Below are 18,428 nucleotides of genomic sequence, written 5' to 3'. Positions count from 1 at the left end.
CTCCAGAGGGGTGAGTCTCCCCAGTCGTTCATCCCATTTCAGAGATAGTTTCGGTATGCCCTACCGTACTTGAGAAAAAAATGCTTTGTTCTCTGTACTTGGTGCTTTAAGGTTTTATATGGCCAAAGCATTTCTTGCAAGAACCCCATACCTTAAGTTTTCAAGGTTAATTGCATCGATTAGATGCTGGGTTTTTCAACTGGTTGAATACCCTGCCAGTAGAGTTATTATAGCATTAGAAAGAGCCTTATATCCCCATACCTGAAGGTAGGGGCGTGTGCGGCAATTTTTGGTAACATTGGTAATGATTTAATCCAAGGAAACGACGGTAATGACCTGATCTACGCAGGTCAAGATAACGATACCACTTCTGGTGGTCAAGGCAATGATACCCTTTACGGTGACATGGGGAATGACCTTGTTGATGGTAACGAAGGAAATGACCTGATGTTCGGTGGTGCGGGTGATGACACCCTTGATGGCGGTGAAGGGGATGACGAACTAATTGGCGGTGCGGGTGATGATTTACTCGTTGGTGCTGAGGGAAATGATGCACTGACCGGAGATGCCGGACAAGACCGCTTTTTACTTCGTAGTGGCGATGGTTCTGACTTGATTACGGATTTTGTTGATAGTGAAGATGCTTTTGTTCTTGATGGTGGCTTAACGTTTGCTCAGTTAAATATTCTAGATGAAAATGGTTCGACTCTGATTAAGTTTGGAGAGGAACTGTTAGCTACAGTTGAGAATGTTAACGCCAGTCTCATTACTGCTGATGATTTCGTCAGTTTGTTCTAAGATTTATAAAAATCTTTAAAACCCTGTAGGATGGGTAATGATCATCCTACTTTTTTTGATTTTTGTTGTAGGGTGCGATCGCAAGAAACCCGGTTTCTCAACCCAAAATATATGATCTCAACCGATCGCGATCGCAAGAAACCGGGTTTCTGAGACTGATGATTTTTCTGGGTCTAAATTATGAAAACTTATCGCTGGATTGTTTTTGGGATTTTAATTGCTTTAATTCCCATTGGGTTGGTGAGTAAGTTCTATCAAGGCCCTTTACAGTTTTGGGTGAATAACTCTTTTAGTAGTATTTTCTATGAACTGTTTTGGATTTTTTTAGTGGTGTTCATTCAGCCGCGACTCTCGCCGGGATGGGTGGCCTTTTGGGTGTTTATTGTGACTGCGGTGTTGGAGTTTATGCAGTTGTGGAAACCCCCTTTTTTACAAGCCATTCGAGCGACTTTAATGGGACGTTTACTCCTGGGGACGACTTTTGTTTGGGGGGATTTTCTGTATTATGTCCTGGGATGTGTTGTGGGTTGGTTAATTTTGCGCGGTTTAAGGTCAAAATATGTCAAAAGCTAGATTATATGGTAGACTAATAAATTCGTAGTTCAATTTTATGATAAATTTTTATAATGGCAACTCAGCCGACGATCGCAATTTCTCATTTAGGGTGTGAGAAAAATCGCATTGATACCGAACATATGCTAGGCTTGCTCGTACAGGCAGGCTATCAAGTTGATTCTAACGAAGAGTCAGCAGATTACGTTATTGTTAATACTTGTAGTTTTATTGAAGCCGCACGGGAAGAGTCTGTTCAGACGATTGTAGACCTTGCGGAAGCCAAGAAGAAAGTTGTGATTACAGGCTGTATGGCGCAGCATTTCCAAGACGCACTCCTGGAAGAATTACCGGAAGCGGTGGCGGTTGTGGGAACGGGAGATTATCACAAAATTGTCGATGTCATTCAACGCACCCAACGCGGGGAACGAGTTCGAGAAATTTCGGCTGAACCCACCTACATCGCGGATGAGACGGTTCCTCGTTATCGCACCACAACCGAGGGAGTCGCTTATCTACGAGTCGCGGAAGGCTGCAATTATCGCTGTGCTTTTTGTATTATCCCTCATTTGCGGGGAAATCAGCGATCGCGCAGTATTGAGTCGATTGTCACCGAAGCGCAGCAACTCGCGGATCAAGGCGTTAAAGAAATTGTTCTGATTTCTCAGATTACCACAAATTACGGGACGGATCTCTACGGTGAACCGAAATTGGCGGAACTGTTACGAGCGCTCGGAAAAGTCGATATTCCTTGGGTGAGAATGCACTATGCCTATCCAACGGGATTAACGCCAAACGTGATGGCAGCCATCCAAGAAACCCCTAATATTTTACCTTATTTAGATTTACCGTTACAACATTCTCATCCTGAAATTTTACGCGCTATGAATCGACCCTGGCAAGGTCGGGTGAATGATGAGATTATTGAGAAGATTAAACTGACACTTCCCAATGCCGTTTTGAGAACCACATTTATTGTGGGTTTTCCCGGCGAAACGAATCATCATTTTGAACATTTGCTACAATTTGTCAAGCGTCATCAATTTGATCATGTCGGTGTCTTTACCTTCTCGGCTGAAGAAGGCACCCCCGCCTATGATTTACCCAATCAAGTTCCGCAAGCAGTGATGGATGCGCGTCGGGATGCGTTAATGCAGGTACAACAACCCATTTCATTGAAGCAAAATCAACAGTGTGTGGGAGAAATCGTTGAGGTTTTAGTTGAACAAGAACATCCGAGTAGCGGGAAATTAATCGGACGTTCAAAACGGTTTGCACCAGATGTTGATGGAGTGGTTTATGTCGAAGGAATGGCGCGTTTAGGGTCAATTGTTCCGGTGGAAATTACGGATGCGGATGTTTATGATTTGTATGGTCATACCGTAGAAATACGGTAGCAAAAGAGTATAAAGATAAAGCCGCAACGCTTTAAGTAAACTCTAGGGAATGCTATAGTGAAGGTAAAATTGCAATCAACTCTAGAGCGTTAATTGTATTGTTTCAGGGTGGTGTCAGATTCTCAATTCGGGTATTGACTGAATCGGTGAACAGTTGCTCGAAGTTGATTGAGAACTGCCGTTTTTAAGCCTATGGGACCTTCAGAATGTTCTCAACCCCAACTTCCTCGAGTTGCGGTTGGGGGTTCAGTTGCGGAGATGAGTTTTCAGACCTTAGCACCGAAAGCTGTTGATCAGGTAGAAGTCAAAGTTTTTTTTGACCCCCGTCAGTTTCCTCTTCTGGCGAAAAGATTTCAGCTTCACGAAAGACCCAACCTAGAACGGGCTAGTTGCTTTTTTGATACAGAAGCGTTACAATTGTTTAAAGCAGGAGTGATTCTGCGAATTCGTCTTCATCGGGATGCTAAGGATTCCCTAACGCTTAAGCTGCGAGACTTCGACTCTAACCTAATTCGCCCAGAATTATTGTCCCAGAGTCGCTTTCGGTTAAAAATCAATCGAACGGGAGCGCACCAAACCCAGATTGCCAAAGTAGAAACGCGCACCTCAAACGGTCGGTTGAAGCAAGTGGTTCAGGGTAAAAAAAAGATCCAAGAAGCTCTCAACCCAGTTCAAAAGCAACTGTTTAGGCAATACATGGGTTCAGTAGAAATACTAGATCAACTGAAATTGTTTACTATGGTGGAGGCGAGAATCTGGAAGTGGTATGAGAAAACCTTTCCCTACCGCCTGACCTTAGAGCAATGGTTTCTTCCGAGTCAGAAACCTCTGCTAGAGTTATCTATTAAGGTAACTCCGGCTCAAGCTGAAATCGCTCAAAAGCAATTACATAAATGGCTAGAGCGTCAGGGAATTGTTTATGATCTCTCCAAGTCCTCAAAAACGGCAATTTGTCTGACTACTCAGAATCAGACAATCTCAAAGTAGTAATGTAGGATTACAGAAAAGCCAGTTAGCAGAAACAGGCTGAAAAAATTTCAAAATCCCCCAAAGTGAATCTACAAAAGGGTTTGACGGTATTGGTACGGGAATTTGGATATAATTTTAAGCAGTTTGTGGTTTTGTTTCTGATTGTTAAGCGTTATCCTATAAATAAATAAGGTTGAGTTGGCTCTAAAAAGCGAGATCCCCTAAAGGGAGCAATTGAGTGAGTAGAGAGTCGAGACAAACCTGCAAAAATCTAAAATGGTTCCGCAATGCCCTTAGAACGGTGTATCGCTGGAGCGACGCTCTTGTTAATAAGGTGTTGGAGTAGAGCTGAGACCTGAATCTGAGGAGGGCAATGGAAGGAACCAAGCGAAAACTTGTGATTTAGGAGAATTAATGAGTCTATCCTTTGTTGAATTAGGTATTTCAGAAGCCCGCGCTCAACATCTCGAATCAATCGGTTTTACAGAACCGACTCCGATCCAGATTCAAGCTATCCCCCAAATCCTATCAGGTCGAGACATTGTGGGACAAGCGCAAACTGGAACCGGAAAAACAGCTGCTTTTTCATTGCCAATCCTTGAACAAATCGATCCCCAAGCCACAGAAGTTCAGGCTCTGATTTTAACTCCAACCCGAGAGTTGGCGATGCAGGTTAAAGATGCCATTCGCAACATGAGCAATGAACGCTCATTGTACGTGTTGACCGTGTATGGAGGTCAGTCTATCGACCGACAAATCCAACGGTTAGAACGCGGTGTGCAGATTGTGGTGGGTACACCTGGACGAGTATTAGATTTACTCAATCGAGGTGATCTCAAGATCAATAACATCAAATGGTTGGTTCTTGACGAAGCTGACGAGATGTTGAGTATGGGCTTTATTCAAGATGTAGAGAAAATCCTAGAAGCGGCTTCTGAAAACCGCCAAACGGCTTTCTTCTCTGCAACGATAGAGCCTTCGATTTGGAAATTGGTACGGAAGTTTCTCAAATCTCCCGTTACCGTTAAAGTCGAACAGCTAAAAACCACGCCGAAGCGTATCTCACAAGAGGTTTACACGGTGCCTCGGGGTTGGACGAAAGCCCGAGCCTTGCAACCAATTCTCGAACTCGAAGACCCCGAATCAGCGATTATTTTTGTCCGCACCAAACAAGCGGCGGCTGAATTAACCAGCTACCTGCAAGGGGCGGGTCACAGCGTTGATGAATATCACGGGAACTTGAATCAGTCTCAACGAGAACGGCTTCTGATGCGTTTTCGCCGACGTCAGGTTCGCTGGATTGTCGCGACTGATATTGCCGCGCGGGGCTTAGATGTCGATCATTTGACCCATGTGATTAACTACGATTTACCGGATAATGCCGAAAGCTACGTTCACCGGATTGGTCGTACAGGTCGCGCAGGACGCGAAGGAAAGGCGATTACCTTGTTGCAACCGATGGATCGCCGCAAATTGAAGTTGATTGAGCGTCATCTGCGTCATGACTTTACAACGCTTTCGATTCCGAAGCGATCGCAAATTGAAGCCCGTTATATCGATCGCTTGAAAGGTAAAGTGTTAGAAGCTTTAACAGGGGAACGCATGGCCTCATTCTTGCCGATTGTCGCTCAGTTAGGCGAAGAATACGAACCTCATGCGATCGCGGCAGCGGCCTTGCAAATGGCTTACGATCAAACCCGTCCAAATTGGGAAGAAACAGATTATCCCCAAGAGGAAGATCTCAAGTCAGTTCCCAAACCCAAGTTGTCGAAACGTCGGTCTCGCACTCCCGAACCCCATACCAATAAGTCCTCAGTCGGTAGTGGTAATTAAACTCCCGCTCAAGGCAGGTTGCCAGATTTCATAATCTGGTAAAATCAATAGAATGTCAATCTGATTTGGAGACGCGATCATTCGTGTCTCTAAATTCTTTTTAGGGGAAGATCACAATATAAAATTGAGATCAGATTGTCAAACTTCCCCAGTAAACTGTTCAACATGAATTCCAACTCTCTCTCTTTTAATCGAGATCTATTCAGACAATGGCTTACTTTTATTGCCATTTTAACTGCATTTGGAGTGAATGTCTTTTCAAATATTGTTCCTCTGAATGGATTAACCATTGGTGAAATCTCTAATTCACTGTTTGCCGGAGTCAAAATTATCCCGGCTAACTATGCCTTTGCGATTTGGGGATTGATTTATTTAGGATTATTTAGCTTAGGAATTTATCAGTTACTTCCCTCCCAACGAGACAATCATCGTCTCAAAAATATGGGATACTTTTTAGTGATGGCTTGTGTCGCTCAAACTTTTTGGGTTTGGGTGTTTCTCTCTCGATTATTTCTAGCTTCTTTAATTGCAATGATCGGGATTTTATTAGCTTTAATTGCAGCCTATTTAGAACTCAATATAGGTAAAGAACGAGTTCCAGAACGTGAAAGATGGTTTGTTAATGCTCCAATTAGTATCTATTTAGCTTGGATTACTGTCGCGACTATTGTTAATGTGGCGATTTGCTTAGAGAGTTTAAATTGGAACGGTTGGGGAATTCCGCCGGAAGTCTGGACTGTTCTGTTATTAATTGTAGCTGGAGTTGTGGCTGTTTTGATGCGAATTAAGCATCAAGAAACTGCTTTTCCTCTCGTTTTTCTTTGGGCGATTATTGCCATTGCTATTCGACAATTTAACGAACCTTTAATTGTTTTAACTGCATTGGCAGTCTCTTTAACAATTTCATTAGTCGGTTTAGGTTCAACAGTTTCTAGCCATTCCCCAACCCAGCAAAAAGAGTCACCCGTGACCAGTAAACAGTGAACAGTGAACAGTAACCAGTGAACAGTAAACAGTGAACAGGCAACAGTGACAACTAATAACTAATAACTGTAAACTGTAAAAACTGGTGAAGCAGCGCGGTGAGTCCAGTGCGGTCTTGGGGTCCCCCCAAGTGGAGCAACTGGCGAACCCGGAGGGTCTTGGGGGTTTCCCCCATGAGCGCGAACTTGCGGCCCGGCGGTTTCCGTCGAGAGCAAAGTTCGCAAGAGAGCGACTGCTGAACCCGTAGGCGCTTCGCCGTGCCGTTAGGCTAGGGTCACTGGTTACTGTAAACTGTAAACTGTAAAAGCTGGTCACTGATATAAACCCACTCAACACTAAACGCAATTACTGACTTTGTAAAAACTTCAGCAAATCACCCTCAAAAGGCTCTCCTTTTAACATTCGATTCCAATACAACCAAGGTAAAACATACCGCTTCATCAACCACATACTATATCGTTCTTTGGCGGGGTTCATTGGAAAACTCGATTTAGGCTTGTTTTCATAATCAAACTCTGCCATAATCGTCTTGCCATATCCTGTTACTAAAGGACAGCAAGTATAGCCTCCATAAGAACCTTTAAAAGATTCAGAAGCAATCAACGAATAAAGATTTTCGACGACAACCGGAGCCTGTTTACGAATCGCCGCAGCCGTTCGAGAAGTCGGTAACGAAGAAGCATCCCCAAGACTAAAAACATTGGGATAGCGATTGTGTTGTAAGGTATTTTTATCAACATCAACCCAACCCGAACTCGCTGCCGCCAAGGGACTATTTTTAATAAAATTCGGGGCGCTCATCGGGGGAGCAACGTGAATCATATCATACTTGAGGCTCACCAGTTCCACCCCTGTATTAGTCGTGACCTCAAAAATAGCTTCACGGGTTTCGGGTTTGATTTGTTTGAGATTATGTTTAAACTTAACATCAATCCCTCGTTTTTCTACAATTTCATCTAGGGATTTACAATAATCGGGTACCGGAAACATAGCAGCCCCCGCCGTACAATAAATCACCTTTGACTGATTTCTCACCCCATTTTTACGAAAAGCATCATCAGCCAAATACATAATTTTTTGCGGCGCACCCCCACATTTAATTGGAGTCGCCGGATAGGTAAAAATAGCCGTTCCACCCGAAAAATTTTTCAGTAATTCCCAAGTGTAAAGAGCATAATCTTGAGAATAATTGCTCGTGACTCCATCTCGACCTAAAGCTTCTCGTAATCCCTCAACTTCATGCCAGTTAATTTGAATTCCCGGACAAACAACCAGATAATCATAGTGAATTTTTCTTCCCTCTCGGGTAATCACAAGATTATTTTCAGGTTCAAAGCTTTCTGCATAGGCTTGTATCCAAGTCGCCCCATCAGGAATACAATCTTTTTCCTCTCTGATAGTCTCTTTTAAGTCAAAAGCACCCGCACCTACCAAAGTCCACGCAGGTTGATAATAATGTTTGTCTGAGGGTTCAATAATGGCAATATCCAGAGCGCGATCTTTTTTCAAGAGTTGAGAAGCAACTGTTATTCCTCCGGCTCCTCCCCCGATAATCACAATTTGGTGATGACTGCTATCGGTAACTCCCGCAGTGTAAGAAGCTGGCTGCACTGTTGAGCTAGACATAGGCATTTTAATGATTTTATTTCTCTCATTCAACTGAAATTTTCAGTTTAGTCGTCTGCTCCGTCAATTCCGCGAACCTGTCCACAATTTTTAACAATTGCTCTAAAATTCCCTTCAAAGTCAATGAAATCAGCGATCGCCAGATTTAATCACAATTCCAGGAATCTGTGCTATTATAGAAAAAGAGAATAAGTATCGGTTGCAGCTTTTGTTTTCAGTGTTGACAGGTTTTTTTCTGCTTCATTTTGCCAATCTTGCCTCCGAAATCTCTATCTTTACAAGTTCTGAGTGATGGAGGTAACATATGTCAGTTTACGTTGGTAATCTTTCCTACGAGGTTACAGAAGATGATCTCAAATCTGTATTTGTAGATTACGGTTCAGTTAAACGAGTCCATATCCCAACAGATCGCGAAACAGGTCGCTCTCGCGGCTTCGCTTTTGTAGAAATGGACACCGATTCTGAAGAAGATGCCGCTATCGGAGAACTCGATGGGGCTGAATGGATGGGACGCGATCTTAAGGTTAATAAAGCCAAACCTCGCGAAGACAATGGCTCCTTTGGAGGAGGCGGTGGTCGTCGTGGTGGTCGTTCCGGTGGTTACTAAGGTTTAAATTTTTCCTTGAGTTTCCATATTTAAACTAGAAAAGACAGGGTTCTTTCCTGTCTTTTTTTATTTTTTATTCTGAATAATTATCGAATTCTCACATTCAATTTATAAGTCGCATTTCCCCGAGTTCCACCCACGACAATTTCATAACGACCTGTTGCGGGTAACGTCAGAGATGAGCGAGTTTCTTCAGACGTCAAAGCTTCTCCATTCGGAGCGATCACTTCAAAAGCTGCATTATTTTCTAACGCGCTAATATTAACATCCATTTTCTGAGCGCCTTTCGCATCCAGTAAATAAACATCTCGACTTCCTCTAACCACTGAATTTTGCACCGTTGCAGAGTCAGCACCTCGCGCAAATCGAATTCTTGAAACTGAACAGGCGACTTTTTCATAAACCTCTCTTCCCGTATTCAAAGAATTGGAATTTAACACCCAGGTTTCTTGACTTTTTTGAGTATCTAGTTCAATTTTTGTCGTAATATTTAACTTTAATTGTGTTCCTTGCTTTGTTCCTTGTAAACGTTGAAAATAAGAAGTATAGTAGCCTTCTTTTTCATTATGAATCGTTGCATTTACACGACCTGTAACCTGATTTCCCTTTTCAATATAAATCCGAGCCGTCGAAGACATCGTTTCATTTTCCAAGGTAAAACAAGATCCGGTTAATTGATTATTGCTTGAGTTTTTAGCGATTAAAGTTGCCATGCGTTGGCTAAAAGTAGATGCCAGAGAGGGTGAACTCTTAACACTACTAAAAAGGAGCAAAACTAAAATTAAAATTTTCAGTAATCGCATAAATGTTTGTTGGTTCAGGGTCTTATTAAGATCTTACATTTCCTGGATAATCGATTCCTGCAAAATCATAAAAAATTACCTTAACTTTACAAAGCAAAATCTCAGAAATGATCGTGCAAGTTTTAACAGGCACTCATGCAAGAGAGTCACTGTTAACGCTTAAGGGCGGGTTTATACAAGTATTCGTGGGAAACATAGATTTTTGCGGAGGCGCGCCCCTACAAGACTGATAACCGTCTCGCAATTAATCATCTGTAGCAAACATTGAAGTATTCCATATTAGAACAGTTCGATAACTCCAGATTAGATAACTAAACCCTTTACTCAATCACCAACAAATCAACTTTCATCGCACTTTCGATTTCTATAGAATCTGGAACATATTCTTCCATATAGACACAATCAACAGTCGCTTCTTGGGTGTGATTATCAATAAAAATCTTTTTCAACATCATGTAACCCATATTGCTAACATAGGAAACTTCCAAAGGATCAAAGCCAATTTCTGTATGACTTTCGGTATAAATAATAAACTTAATCACAATCAAAATCTCGGCATCATCATCAATATAAAGTAAAGGCGCATTTTCAATCACCCCGGAGTCCTGAAAGTTTTTCAGCAAAAGAGCTTGTCCGGGTTTAAACTTAAAAGGTGCTGGAGTTGAGTTGCCGATCATCTGTATAGAGTCCATGATATTTTTACAAAGGTTAGAGGGTTTTTCAGTCAAAAACCGAAAATTTCTCTGAGAGATAATTTTAAACTGCAATGTTTCTCCTGTAAATCATTTAAAAATTTTACAGGCTTGTTTGTCTGGGGTTGAGGCGACATGAACTGACAATAACCACTGCTCAATTTATTGGTTTCCCGCACAGCCTTCAAACACGTTACTCCCTAAAATCAGAGTAGCATTGTAGGGATAGATGTTATCAGACATTCCATCATTACAAGCCGTGTCTTTTCTCAAAATTAGAAAACCATTAGGATTTCCATTCAGTCGGTAGACTTGAAGTGAACTACCTACACTGACTCTTCGAGTACAGTGTAGGCTTCCTGTCCAACAGAAAGCATAGTAGTAGATTTCTTACGTCCTCTATTACTGCGACTTACACCTGGGCGACAGGCTTTATCCCCCGTTCCAGAGGTCAAAATTCGTAGTCCCTCATCTCTGAGGTTAATAGCTGCGTTCACATCCCGATCATGCTTTGTGTGGCAGTTTTCGCAAGTCCAGAATCTTACATCTAGAGGTAAACTTCCAACTTGATTTAAGCACACATGACAGGTTTTTGAACTGGGAAAGAATCTATCAACTTCCTGATAGATTTTTCCCTCCATTTCTGCCTTGTATTTAAGCATGGTGCAAAACATTCCCCATCCAACTTGATGAATAGATTTAGCCAAACAGTGATTTTGCATCATGCCTTTAATATTGAGATTTTCCACAACAACAACTTGGTTCTCGTTAACTATCCTACGAGATAGCTTGTGGAGAAAATCTTCACGACAGTTCGTTATTTTTCGATGAACTCTAGCAACTCTTCTTCTAGATTTAACGCGGTTATTAGAACCTTTTTGTTTTCGAGAGAGTTGTTGCTGTTTAATCTTTAAATTCTTTTCATGCTTGTTGAGTGTTCTGGGATTGTCAAACTTAGACCCATCGCTGGTAACAACGAAGTCAGTTAGCCCCAAGTCAATGCCTATTGCTTTGCCGTCTAGGGTTGGTTCTGGCTTATCTTTGCCGTCATCAAACAAAATAGCTGCAAAGTATTGATTGGAGCAGTTTTTAGATATAGTGACAGTCTTAACTTTACCTTCAATCGGTCTATGAATTGTTGCTGCTACATCTCCTATTTTTGGCAGAGTTAAATAACTGTCAGCAACTTTGACATTTTGAGGGTACTGTATTGACTGCTTACCGTGCTTTGACTTAAATCTAGGGTATTTAGCTCGTTTTTCAAAAAAGTTATTAAAAGCTACCCCCAGATTCAAACAAACCTGCTGCAAACATTGTGAGTAGGTTGGTGTTAGCCACTCATACTCTTTCTTTAACTGGGGAATTATCTTTTTTACTCAAAGGACTGTCGTCAACTCACGCGCAATTCATCTCAACACTTCCGCTTCGCGGTAAGTGTGAGGCTTCTTGCTGTTCAAGCTAAATCAGCCGGGCGCCCAGATGCGCTCATCGGTTTGCTGTAGGGGTATTTCTGCTCATTCGTTGTCGGTGATGAGAACACAATTCCATTACGACTGACGCTAACACTCTAAAACGGTTCAGTACCCCGAGCGATCAACCCATCAGCAGGAGGATTATCAGCATAACTGTCTTGTTGACTCCAACCGAACCCAGCAACAGACAACCCCAATAAAACGACAGCCAAGAAAAAAGATTTTGTGTTCATTTCAATCATTCTTTGTAGCCTTAATTTATTTACAAGCGCTCAAGCTGCAATTCTGACGAATTTTACAATTAGTAATATTAAGCTGGAGTGATGACTAAACAGCCTGTTAGAGCGATCGCTGCAAATAATCGCCCTGTTAGTGATACATTGATTTAAAATTACTGCGCTTTTTATCGGCTGCATCCTTTATGTTGAAACCAAAGGCAGTTATCATTACCAATGCTGGAGTGTATTTAGTCGCTCTCTACCCCGCTTTGATGGGGGCTATCTTTTCTCTGGGTTTTGATCCGGTTTCCCAACCCGAAGACTTGCTAGAAGTTGAGGTTAACACGGGGTTCAACTTCTTTCTCAGCAAGATTTGGTTTTACTCAATGGCAACTTTTCCCATTGTCGCAGCCCTGTCTATTGCTTCTGCTTGGAGTTTGTATAAGATCAGAGCAAGACAATCAGCGATTTATATGAGTTTTATTCCTTGGATTAATATTATCTTATTTATAATGACAGGTTTATGGGTTTTTGGGTCTTAATAAGAGCGTTAATTTTGCAAGCCAACTGCTTCAGAAATTGATGCGAGTCCTCGTTGTTCTAACTTGTGTAATAATCCGGTTAAAATATTACGAACCATTTCCGGCCCTTCATAAACCCAACCCGTGTAAATTTGAATCAGACTCGCCCCAGCGAGAATTTTTTCCCAAGCATCCTCAGCCGTAAATACTCCACCGACACCAATAATCGGTAACTGTCCTTGAGTTTTTTGCCAAATCAAACGAATCACTTCTGTAGATCGTTTTTGTAGCGGTTTACCACTAATTCCGCCCGCTTCTTCAGTCACCGATTTTCCCGTTTTAGCAATCATTTGAGTGTTTAATCCATCACGGCGAATCGTTGTATTCGTGGCAATGATTCCAGCAAGCTGATAAGTTTGGGCGAGTAAGAGAATCTCACAAATCGCCTCATCTTCTAAATCCGGTGCAATTTTCACCAATAAGGGTTTTTGGCCTTGATTTTCCTGTTGTAAACGATCTAGAATTTTGCTAAGTTGTTCAGTATCTTGGAGCGATCGCAATCCCGGCGTATTGGGAGAGGAGACATTAACCACAAAGTAGTCACCGCAATCTTTTAACGCTTGAAAACTGCCTAAATAATCATCAGCAGCAGCTTCTAATGGAGTCACTTTTGACTTCCCTAAATTAATCCCAATAGGAATAGAAGGTTTTAGACTCGCTTCTCGACTTTGTAAACGCATCGCCAGGGCTTTTGCCCCCTGATTATTAAACCCCATACGGTTTAAAACCGCTTCATCTGATAGCAAACGAAATAATCGCGGTTGAGGATTACCGAGTTGAGGATGAAGGGTAACAGTCCCTAATTCAGCAAAACCAAACCCCAAACCTTCCCAAATTCCAGGGGCGAGTCCATCTTTATCAAATCCGGCTGCTAAACCAATCGGATTGGGAAACTGTAACCCCCACAGGGATTGACTTAGGCGGTGATCACTCAAACAGAATGAAGATTGGATTTTTGATTCGATCCAAGAAAAAGCAGGGGAAACTCGAGAGCGATCAAGCCAACTCAAAAGTTGTAAAGTTTGATGGTGCGCCCACTCAGGATCGACATTCAACCCCGAAAATAAAATTGGCCGTATTGCAGAACGATAAATATTCAACAATCTCTCCTAAAATCTTCTTAACGGCATCATCCAAATCAAAGCAGACTGCTCAACATGATCCTAATTGCAACAGAACCGCTAAAATTCCTCTAATCCCCACTCACGGTTGTGAGATTTTAATCCATTTCAAATTTTTTTGAGCTTTAATTCCTATGGGGCAGCATTTAGATTCAGCAGGTCAAGTGGAAGGGACTACCCTTAGTCAAGTCCTCCAAACGCTTCGAGAAGAGGAAAATGTCGATATTCTATTGCAGATCAGCTTATCCTATCTCCAGGCGAAATACAACTATCGTTTAATTTGGGTAGGCTTATATGATCGCCTCGATCATCAATTAGTCGGTAAAGGGGGAATTAGCCAAGAAGAGGAAAGTAGCTTTCTCAAAAAACGCTTTCCCCTCAAAGCCGGAGACTTACTCGAACAAGTCGTGATTCAATTGCGCCCGATGATCATCGCCGACTTACAAACCGAAACCCGGGCGGGGGACTGGTGCAAATTTGCCAAAACCTATAATATTCGCTCAACCCTGTTTTATCCCCTCCGACATAAAGATCGCTGCTTGGGGTTAGTGTTGCTGGGGTCAAGTCAGTGGGGGCGAACCCCAGAATCTAACGAAACAGAAGAACTTTCCATCGTTTTAGGCGGATTAGCAACTGCACTGAATCATATCGAAACCGAATGGCAACGTCAGCAAAGCAAACATCCAAGTTCATCCATTCTCAAGTTATTGTCTGAGTTTCGCAGTTTTGCGCGTTTGGATCACTATCTCGAAGCCGTCGTCAAAGAAAGTCATCGATTTATTCAACCCGCCCGCACCAATATCTACTGGTATCATCAAGACGGACATTATTTTTGGCGGCGTAGCAGTAACCTCAAAAAAACACCAGAACCCGTGATTACCCGCGCGGCTTCAGGAATTAACGTCCAGGATTTGACCGAGTTTTATCAGGCGTTAGCCTCCGATCAACTGGTGGTGATTGGTCAATCTCACAGTACCCTCAAAGCCGAGATGACGCAACGTTTAATGCGGCGAATGCGAGTGAGGTCATTATTAGCCGCACCGATTATTTTTAACCATGAACTTTTAGGATTTTTAGCACTCGAAGGGAAACATCCTCGGATCTGGCAAACAGGCGATAAAACCTTTGTACGAGGAATGGCTCAACTTTTAGGCGTGATAGCACCGCTAACCAACATGAACGACACGATCCAGGAAATTCAGCAAGATCGCGCCTTAACCGCAGAAATTACCCGTGCTATTGTCAGCGATCAAGACTGGCAAATGCTGTTAACAACCACCGTCAAACGTCTCTGCGATCGTCTCAATACAGACTATTGTTTCATCCTGCAAAAACAACCCACACAGCAACAATTTGAGGTTCTCTATCAAAACCCGCTTTCTCATCATCGTTTGCTGACGACTCCTCTAGCTTCCCTAACTCCCAGCGATCAAGATCAACTTGAGGAAACCGGAGTGATCAGCCTTGAACAGTGGGATTTTTATTCCACTCTGTCCGCTTGGAATGAACCGTTAAGCGAAATTGGAGTTAAAAGTGTTTTGTTAGGCTTGATGAGCCAGCATCCCGCCTTAAACATGACAACCGACAGCCATTGCCTATTGGTGATCGGACATATCAATCCTCGCACCTGGACGCAAGCCGAACAAGAGTTAGTCAAAATCGTCGCTCAACAATTGGGTTTAATCTTGCATCAGTGGCAGCTTGATCATCAAGTAGAGGTTCAGCAGCGACTCAGTGAGATGATCACAACAGGTTGGCAAATTGTCCAGCAAACCGATCAAGTTCATGAGTTGGAACGTTGCTTTACCGAAGAAATTTCTCAAGCTTTGTCCAGTCCTTTAGTGCTTCTTGTCACTTGGACAGAAAGCCAAAAACAAGGTCAAATCATCCAGCGTTACGAACACCAACAGCCCATCAGACTGGATACGGATATTACGATAGACATTGATCGCGATCTTTTAATTCAACAAACCTTGCTAACAGAGGGAGTTTATCATCAAGACATCAACGATCTACCCATTTCAACCCGCCAATGGCTTAACCCTCAAGATGATAGTGATCAAATTTGGGCGATCGCATTACGAACACACCCTGATCATCAATCGACAGGCATTTTAATTCTAGCCGATCCCTATCTTCAACCCGAATCGGAACAAACCTTTCAGCTTTTAGAAGGGTTGGTGAGTCAACTGGCTTGGATGCGGCGTTATCTGAGAGTGGTTTCCACACTCTACCAGGAACGAGAAGAACTCCAATGGCTCAACTGGTACAAACAACGTCGTTTAGAAGAACTCTATCGGGTGGTGGGCAGTCGAGTCAAACAACTGCATGAATTGAAGCAATCACCCTTTCTCACCGTTGAGGAAAACAAACATCAATTAACAAATTTACGCTATCAACAGCTTTTACGCCAAATTAGTCAGACTCTCGCTTCTACCTCATCATTACTCAAACGGGAACAGTGGCAACTGCATAACCGACAAGATTTAGTTGTTGTTTCAAGCTTACTGCGGCGGATGAGCGAGCGCCTTCAACCCTTGATGATCCATCGCCAGCTTTTACTAGAAATTCAGCAACAGAGAAACTTAACCTTAATTGCAGATAGTGTCAAACTGGAACTGGTTTTGTATGAACTGTTGTTGATCGCTTGTTATCGATCGCCATCCAAGGGAGTCATTAAGATTACCGTTCAACCTTTAGATGAACAAAAACTCGAATTAGTGATTAGTGATCGGGGTATTGTTAATCCTCAACTGATTCGGGATTTAGAGGCGGGTACCTCTGCTGATGTGTTGAAACCTTCTAGCTTAGACCGTCCACCCGGTCAACATTTGATGATTGTAGCGCGTATTATTGAACAGATGGGAGGTCAGTTTCAACTGCAACAAGTCGATAGCGGTGAAATGAGCAGTCGTTTGATTTTGCCTGTGAATTTTTCCTAGATCAAGATTTTTTCAAGAATATTGCTGAAAAGGTAAAGATTTTGTAAAGTTAACTGTTCTTTATGGGATGTCTGGGATTTCTATCAATCAGAGGAAAACTCAATCCTCAGCCAATTTTCAGAATATTGACTCAAAAATTGGGAGAATTCAATCTTGGCTCTAGATGTTTGATCGGCAAACGCTGACGACTATTGTATGGGGATCGGTGATCCGCATAGCTCTTTAGTTCAATTTTACTCGAAAATTGATTCATTATTTGGCAATATTCTGACAAACTATTAATAATTTAGGAATAGTCTCAAATCGAGAGCGAGTCAGTCCAATGGTTTTCAATTGGTTTCGTCGTCAGTTTGACACGAGCGGAGCAACATCCAAATCGGCAGAAGCCGAAAGTCCATCTGAGGAAGGCCAAGCCGAACCTCAACCGTCTGAGTCGGAACAATCTCAAGCAACTACAGCAACTCAAGCCGCATCCGCCGATGATTATCTGCAATGGGCAAAAGCAGCTTACCAAAATCTGCAAACCCAACAGAAACAACAGTCACAGGTGCAAGATGCGACTCAGCAACCCGATGACGAGTTAGACTCTCAAGCCATTCCCTCAGCCTCAGAAGATATCTTGACTTCTGTTGAAGAAGCTGAAGTGGAAGCGGTGGCTGAACCTGCAACTTTAATTGAACCCGAAATCGAAGCCGGGGAAGTCGAGGAAGTCGAGGAAGCTTCCGAGGTAGAGGAAGTCGAGGAAACGCCCGTAACCTCCGCCCCATTACCCATCTGGGCGCAATCTCAAGCCGAACGTCAAGCCCGAATTGAACGTTTAAAAGAAACCGCCCAAGAAGAACCCTCACCCGTCACAACGGCAACGGCACCTGTTCAAGCTGAACAGTCAGCGATGACATTTGATGAGATGTTTATCTGGTCGGCGGAAGTTCTGGCCAATCAGGGTCGTCGTCCCGAAGATGTAACTCTTGAAGAAATTACCTGGCTGCAAAAACTCTGGCGAGGGTTGGGACGTACCCGCCGCAGTTTACTCAACCAACTCAAAGCGATTGTTGGCCAAGGGCCACTGAATCAGGAGGCTGTCGATGAAATCGAATCCTTGCTCTTACAAGCTGATGTGGGTGTAGAAGCAACCGATAGCATTGTCGCCACGCTCCAAAATAAAATTCGCCAGGAGGTTCTGCCCCCCGAACAAGCGATCGCCTACCTCAAGCAAATTCTTCGAGAACTTCTCGAACGTCCCTATCAAAATGGCTACAGTCCAGGATTTGCTCCTTCCAAGGAGGCTTTAAATATTTGGCTAATTACAGGGGTCAATGGTGCAGGTAAAACCACAACAATCGGTAAACTGAGTCACATTGCCAAAAAATCTGACTATAATTGCTTGATTGCCGCAGCAGATACATTCCGAGCCGCAGCCGTTGAACAGGTGAAAATCTGGGGTGAACGGAGTGGGGTGGAAATCATTGCCAATCCCGGCAAAAATACAGATCCAGCCGCCGTTGTCTTTGATGCGATCGAAGCAGCCCGTGCCAGAAACGCCGAATTGCTCTTGGTTGATACCGCCGGACGTCTGCAAAACAAAAAAAACTTGATGGAGGAACTCAGTAAAATTCGTCGGGTGATTGCCAAAAAAGCACCAGATGCTATCGTAGAATCCCTACTCGTTTTAGACGCAACTCTCGGTCAAAATGGTCTGCGTCAGGCAGAAGTTTTCGCAGAAGCGGCTCAACTCAGTGGTGTCGTCTTGACCAAGTTAGATGGAACGGCTAAAGGGGGTATTGCTCTAGCCATTGTCCAGCAGTTGGGTTTGCCGATTCGTTTTATTGGAGT

The 18,428-nt window shown here is 43.0% G+C and carries 15 protein-coding genes and 2 pseudogenes; 11 read left to right on the top strand and 6 right to left on the bottom strand.

Features of this window, described 5'->3' with window-relative positions; genetic code table 11:
• Positions 1 to 234: 234 nt before the first annotated feature.
• From WN50_RS37565 to WN50_RS13980, 7 genes and pseudogenes are all read left to right on the top strand, one after another.
• Positions 235 to 384, top strand: a pseudogene (locus WN50_RS37565) (hypothetical protein); the annotation flags it as partial.
• A gap of 21 nt (positions 385 to 405) precedes the next feature.
• Positions 406 to 798: a hypothetical protein gene (locus tag WN50_RS14005; protein ID WP_053221512.1), complete on the top strand. Its 393-nt coding sequence runs from the start codon at positions 406 to 408 to the stop codon at positions 796 to 798.
• Positions 799 to 978: 180 nt separating this feature from the next.
• On the top strand, positions 979 to 1,371 hold the full coding sequence (locus WN50_RS14000) for a ribosomal maturation YjgA family protein (RefSeq protein ID WP_046278385.1): 393 nt from the start codon (positions 979 to 981) through the stop codon (positions 1,369 to 1,371).
• 53 nt (positions 1,372 to 1,424) lie between these two features.
• Entirely contained in the window at positions 1,425 to 2,747 is a 1,323-nt protein-coding gene (gene rimO, locus WN50_RS13995; RefSeq protein WP_046278384.1) for a 30S ribosomal protein S12 methylthiotransferase RimO, read from the top strand.
• A 192-nt stretch (positions 2,748 to 2,939) separates the two neighbouring features.
• The gene (locus tag WN50_RS13990) at positions 2,940 to 3,734 is read left to right on the top strand and encodes a CYTH domain-containing protein (protein WP_046278383.1); all 795 of its coding nucleotides are present in this window, start codon (positions 2,940 to 2,942) and stop codon (positions 3,732 to 3,734) included.
• Between the two features lie 396 nt (positions 3,735 to 4,130).
• A complete protein-coding gene (locus WN50_RS13985; protein WP_046278382.1) occupies positions 4,131 to 5,549 on the top strand; it encodes a DEAD/DEAH box helicase in 1,419 nt (472 codons plus the stop codon).
• A gap of 165 nt (positions 5,550 to 5,714) precedes the next feature.
• Positions 5,715 to 6,533 (top strand): tryptophan-rich sensory protein, encoded by an 819-nt coding sequence (locus tag WN50_RS13980; RefSeq protein ID WP_046278381.1) that lies wholly within the window; start codon positions 5,715 to 5,717, stop codon positions 6,531 to 6,533.
• A gap of 345 nt (positions 6,534 to 6,878) precedes the next feature.
• Here the strand turns inward: WN50_RS13980 and WN50_RS13975 are convergent, their stop codons facing one another.
• Positions 6,879 to 8,159 (bottom strand): NAD(P)/FAD-dependent oxidoreductase, encoded by a 1,281-nt coding sequence (locus WN50_RS13975; protein WP_046278388.1) that lies wholly within the window; start codon positions 8,157 to 8,159, stop codon positions 6,879 to 6,881.
• Between the two features lie 304 nt (positions 8,160 to 8,463).
• Between WN50_RS13975 and WN50_RS13970 the strand changes: the two genes are divergently transcribed.
• On the top strand, positions 8,464 to 8,766 hold the full coding sequence (locus WN50_RS13970) for an RNA recognition motif domain-containing protein (protein WP_046278380.1): 303 nt from the start codon (positions 8,464 to 8,466) through the stop codon (positions 8,764 to 8,766).
• 86 nt (positions 8,767 to 8,852) lie between these two features.
• On the opposite strand, the gene WN50_RS13965 is transcribed toward WN50_RS13970, so the two are convergent.
• The 4 genes and pseudogenes from WN50_RS13965 to WN50_RS34660 all read right to left on the bottom strand — a co-directional run bounded on the left by WN50_RS13965 (position 8,853) and on the right by WN50_RS34660 (position 11,966).
• On the bottom strand, positions 8,853 to 9,569 hold the full coding sequence (locus tag WN50_RS13965; protein WP_046278379.1) for a hypothetical protein: 717 nt from the start codon (positions 9,567 to 9,569) through the stop codon (positions 8,853 to 8,855).
• Positions 9,570 to 9,889: 320 nt separating this feature from the next.
• Positions 9,890 to 10,261 (bottom strand): hypothetical protein, encoded by a 372-nt coding sequence (locus tag WN50_RS13960; RefSeq protein ID WP_046278378.1) that lies wholly within the window; start codon positions 10,259 to 10,261, stop codon positions 9,890 to 9,892.
• Positions 10,262 to 10,587: 326 nt separating this feature from the next.
• Positions 10,588 to 11,637: pseudogene (locus WN50_RS13955) on the bottom strand (RNA-guided endonuclease InsQ/TnpB family protein); the annotation flags it as partial.
• A 191-nt stretch (positions 11,638 to 11,828) separates the two neighbouring features.
• Complete coding sequence (locus tag WN50_RS34660; RefSeq protein ID WP_160315386.1) at positions 11,829 to 11,966, bottom strand: hypothetical protein; 138 nt, start codon at positions 11,964 to 11,966, stop codon at positions 11,829 to 11,831.
• A 188-nt stretch (positions 11,967 to 12,154) separates the two neighbouring features.
• Here WN50_RS34660 and WN50_RS13950 point away from each other — a divergent pair, with 188 nt between their 5' ends.
• A complete protein-coding gene (locus WN50_RS13950) occupies positions 12,155 to 12,493 on the top strand; it encodes a hypothetical protein (protein WP_046278377.1) in 339 nt (112 codons plus the stop codon).
• An 8-nt stretch (positions 12,494 to 12,501) separates the two neighbouring features.
• Here the strand turns inward: WN50_RS13950 and WN50_RS13945 are convergent, their stop codons facing one another.
• A complete protein-coding gene (locus tag WN50_RS13945; RefSeq protein ID WP_046278386.1) occupies positions 12,502 to 13,632 on the bottom strand; it encodes a quinone-dependent dihydroorotate dehydrogenase in 1,131 nt (376 codons plus the stop codon).
• Between the two features lie 155 nt (positions 13,633 to 13,787).
• Here WN50_RS13945 and WN50_RS13940 point away from each other — a divergent pair, with 155 nt between their 5' ends.
• Together WN50_RS13940 and ftsY are read left to right on the top strand one after the other, a co-directional pair.
• Positions 13,788 to 16,595: a GAF domain-containing protein gene (locus WN50_RS13940; RefSeq protein ID WP_046278376.1), complete on the top strand. Its 2,808-nt coding sequence runs from the start codon at positions 13,788 to 13,790 to the stop codon at positions 16,593 to 16,595.
• Positions 16,596 to 16,917: 322 nt separating this feature from the next.
• On the top strand, positions 16,918 to 18,428 hold a 1,511-nt coding region (ftsY, locus tag WN50_RS13935), incomplete at its 3' end, for a signal recognition particle-docking protein FtsY (RefSeq protein WP_049559497.1).

The organism is Limnoraphis robusta CS-951 (assembly GCF_000972705.2).
The sequence above is the reverse complement of the archived record's forward strand: the minus strand, read 5'-3'. Positions and strand labels throughout refer to the sequence as shown.

Coding starts and splice junctions, on each gene's coding strand:
- WN50_RS14005 (WP_053221512.1), top strand. CDS start 406: ATGGGGAATGACCTTGTTGATGGTAACGAAGGAAATGACCTGATGTTC.
- WN50_RS14000 (WP_046278385.1), top strand. CDS start 979: ATGAAAACTTATCGCTGGATTGTTTTTGGGATTTTAATTGCTTTAATT.
- rimO (WP_046278384.1), top strand. CDS start 1,425: ATGGCAACTCAGCCGACGATCGCAATTTCTCATTTAGGGTGTGAGAAA.
- WN50_RS13990 (WP_046278383.1), top strand. CDS start 2,940: ATGGGACCTTCAGAATGTTCTCAACCCCAACTTCCTCGAGTTGCGGTT.
- WN50_RS13985 (WP_046278382.1), top strand. CDS start 4,131: ATGAGTCTATCCTTTGTTGAATTAGGTATTTCAGAAGCCCGCGCTCAA.
- WN50_RS13980 (WP_046278381.1), top strand. CDS start 5,715: ATGAATTCCAACTCTCTCTCTTTTAATCGAGATCTATTCAGACAATGG.
- WN50_RS13975 (WP_046278388.1), bottom strand. CDS start 8,159: ATGTCTAGCTCAACAGTGCAGCCAGCTTCTTACACTGCGGGAGTTACC.
- WN50_RS13970 (WP_046278380.1), top strand. CDS start 8,464: ATGTCAGTTTACGTTGGTAATCTTTCCTACGAGGTTACAGAAGATGAT.
- WN50_RS13965 (WP_046278379.1), bottom strand. CDS start 9,569: ATGCGATTACTGAAAATTTTAATTTTAGTTTTGCTCCTTTTTAGTAGT.
- WN50_RS13960 (WP_046278378.1), bottom strand. CDS start 10,261: ATGGACTCTATACAGATGATCGGCAACTCAACTCCAGCACCTTTTAAG.
- WN50_RS34660 (WP_160315386.1), bottom strand. CDS start 11,966: ATGAACACAAAATCTTTTTTCTTGGCTGTCGTTTTATTGGGGTTGTCT.
- WN50_RS13950 (WP_046278377.1), top strand. CDS start 12,155: ATGTTGAAACCAAAGGCAGTTATCATTACCAATGCTGGAGTGTATTTA.
- WN50_RS13940 (WP_046278376.1), top strand. CDS start 13,788: ATGGGGCAGCATTTAGATTCAGCAGGTCAAGTGGAAGGGACTACCCTT.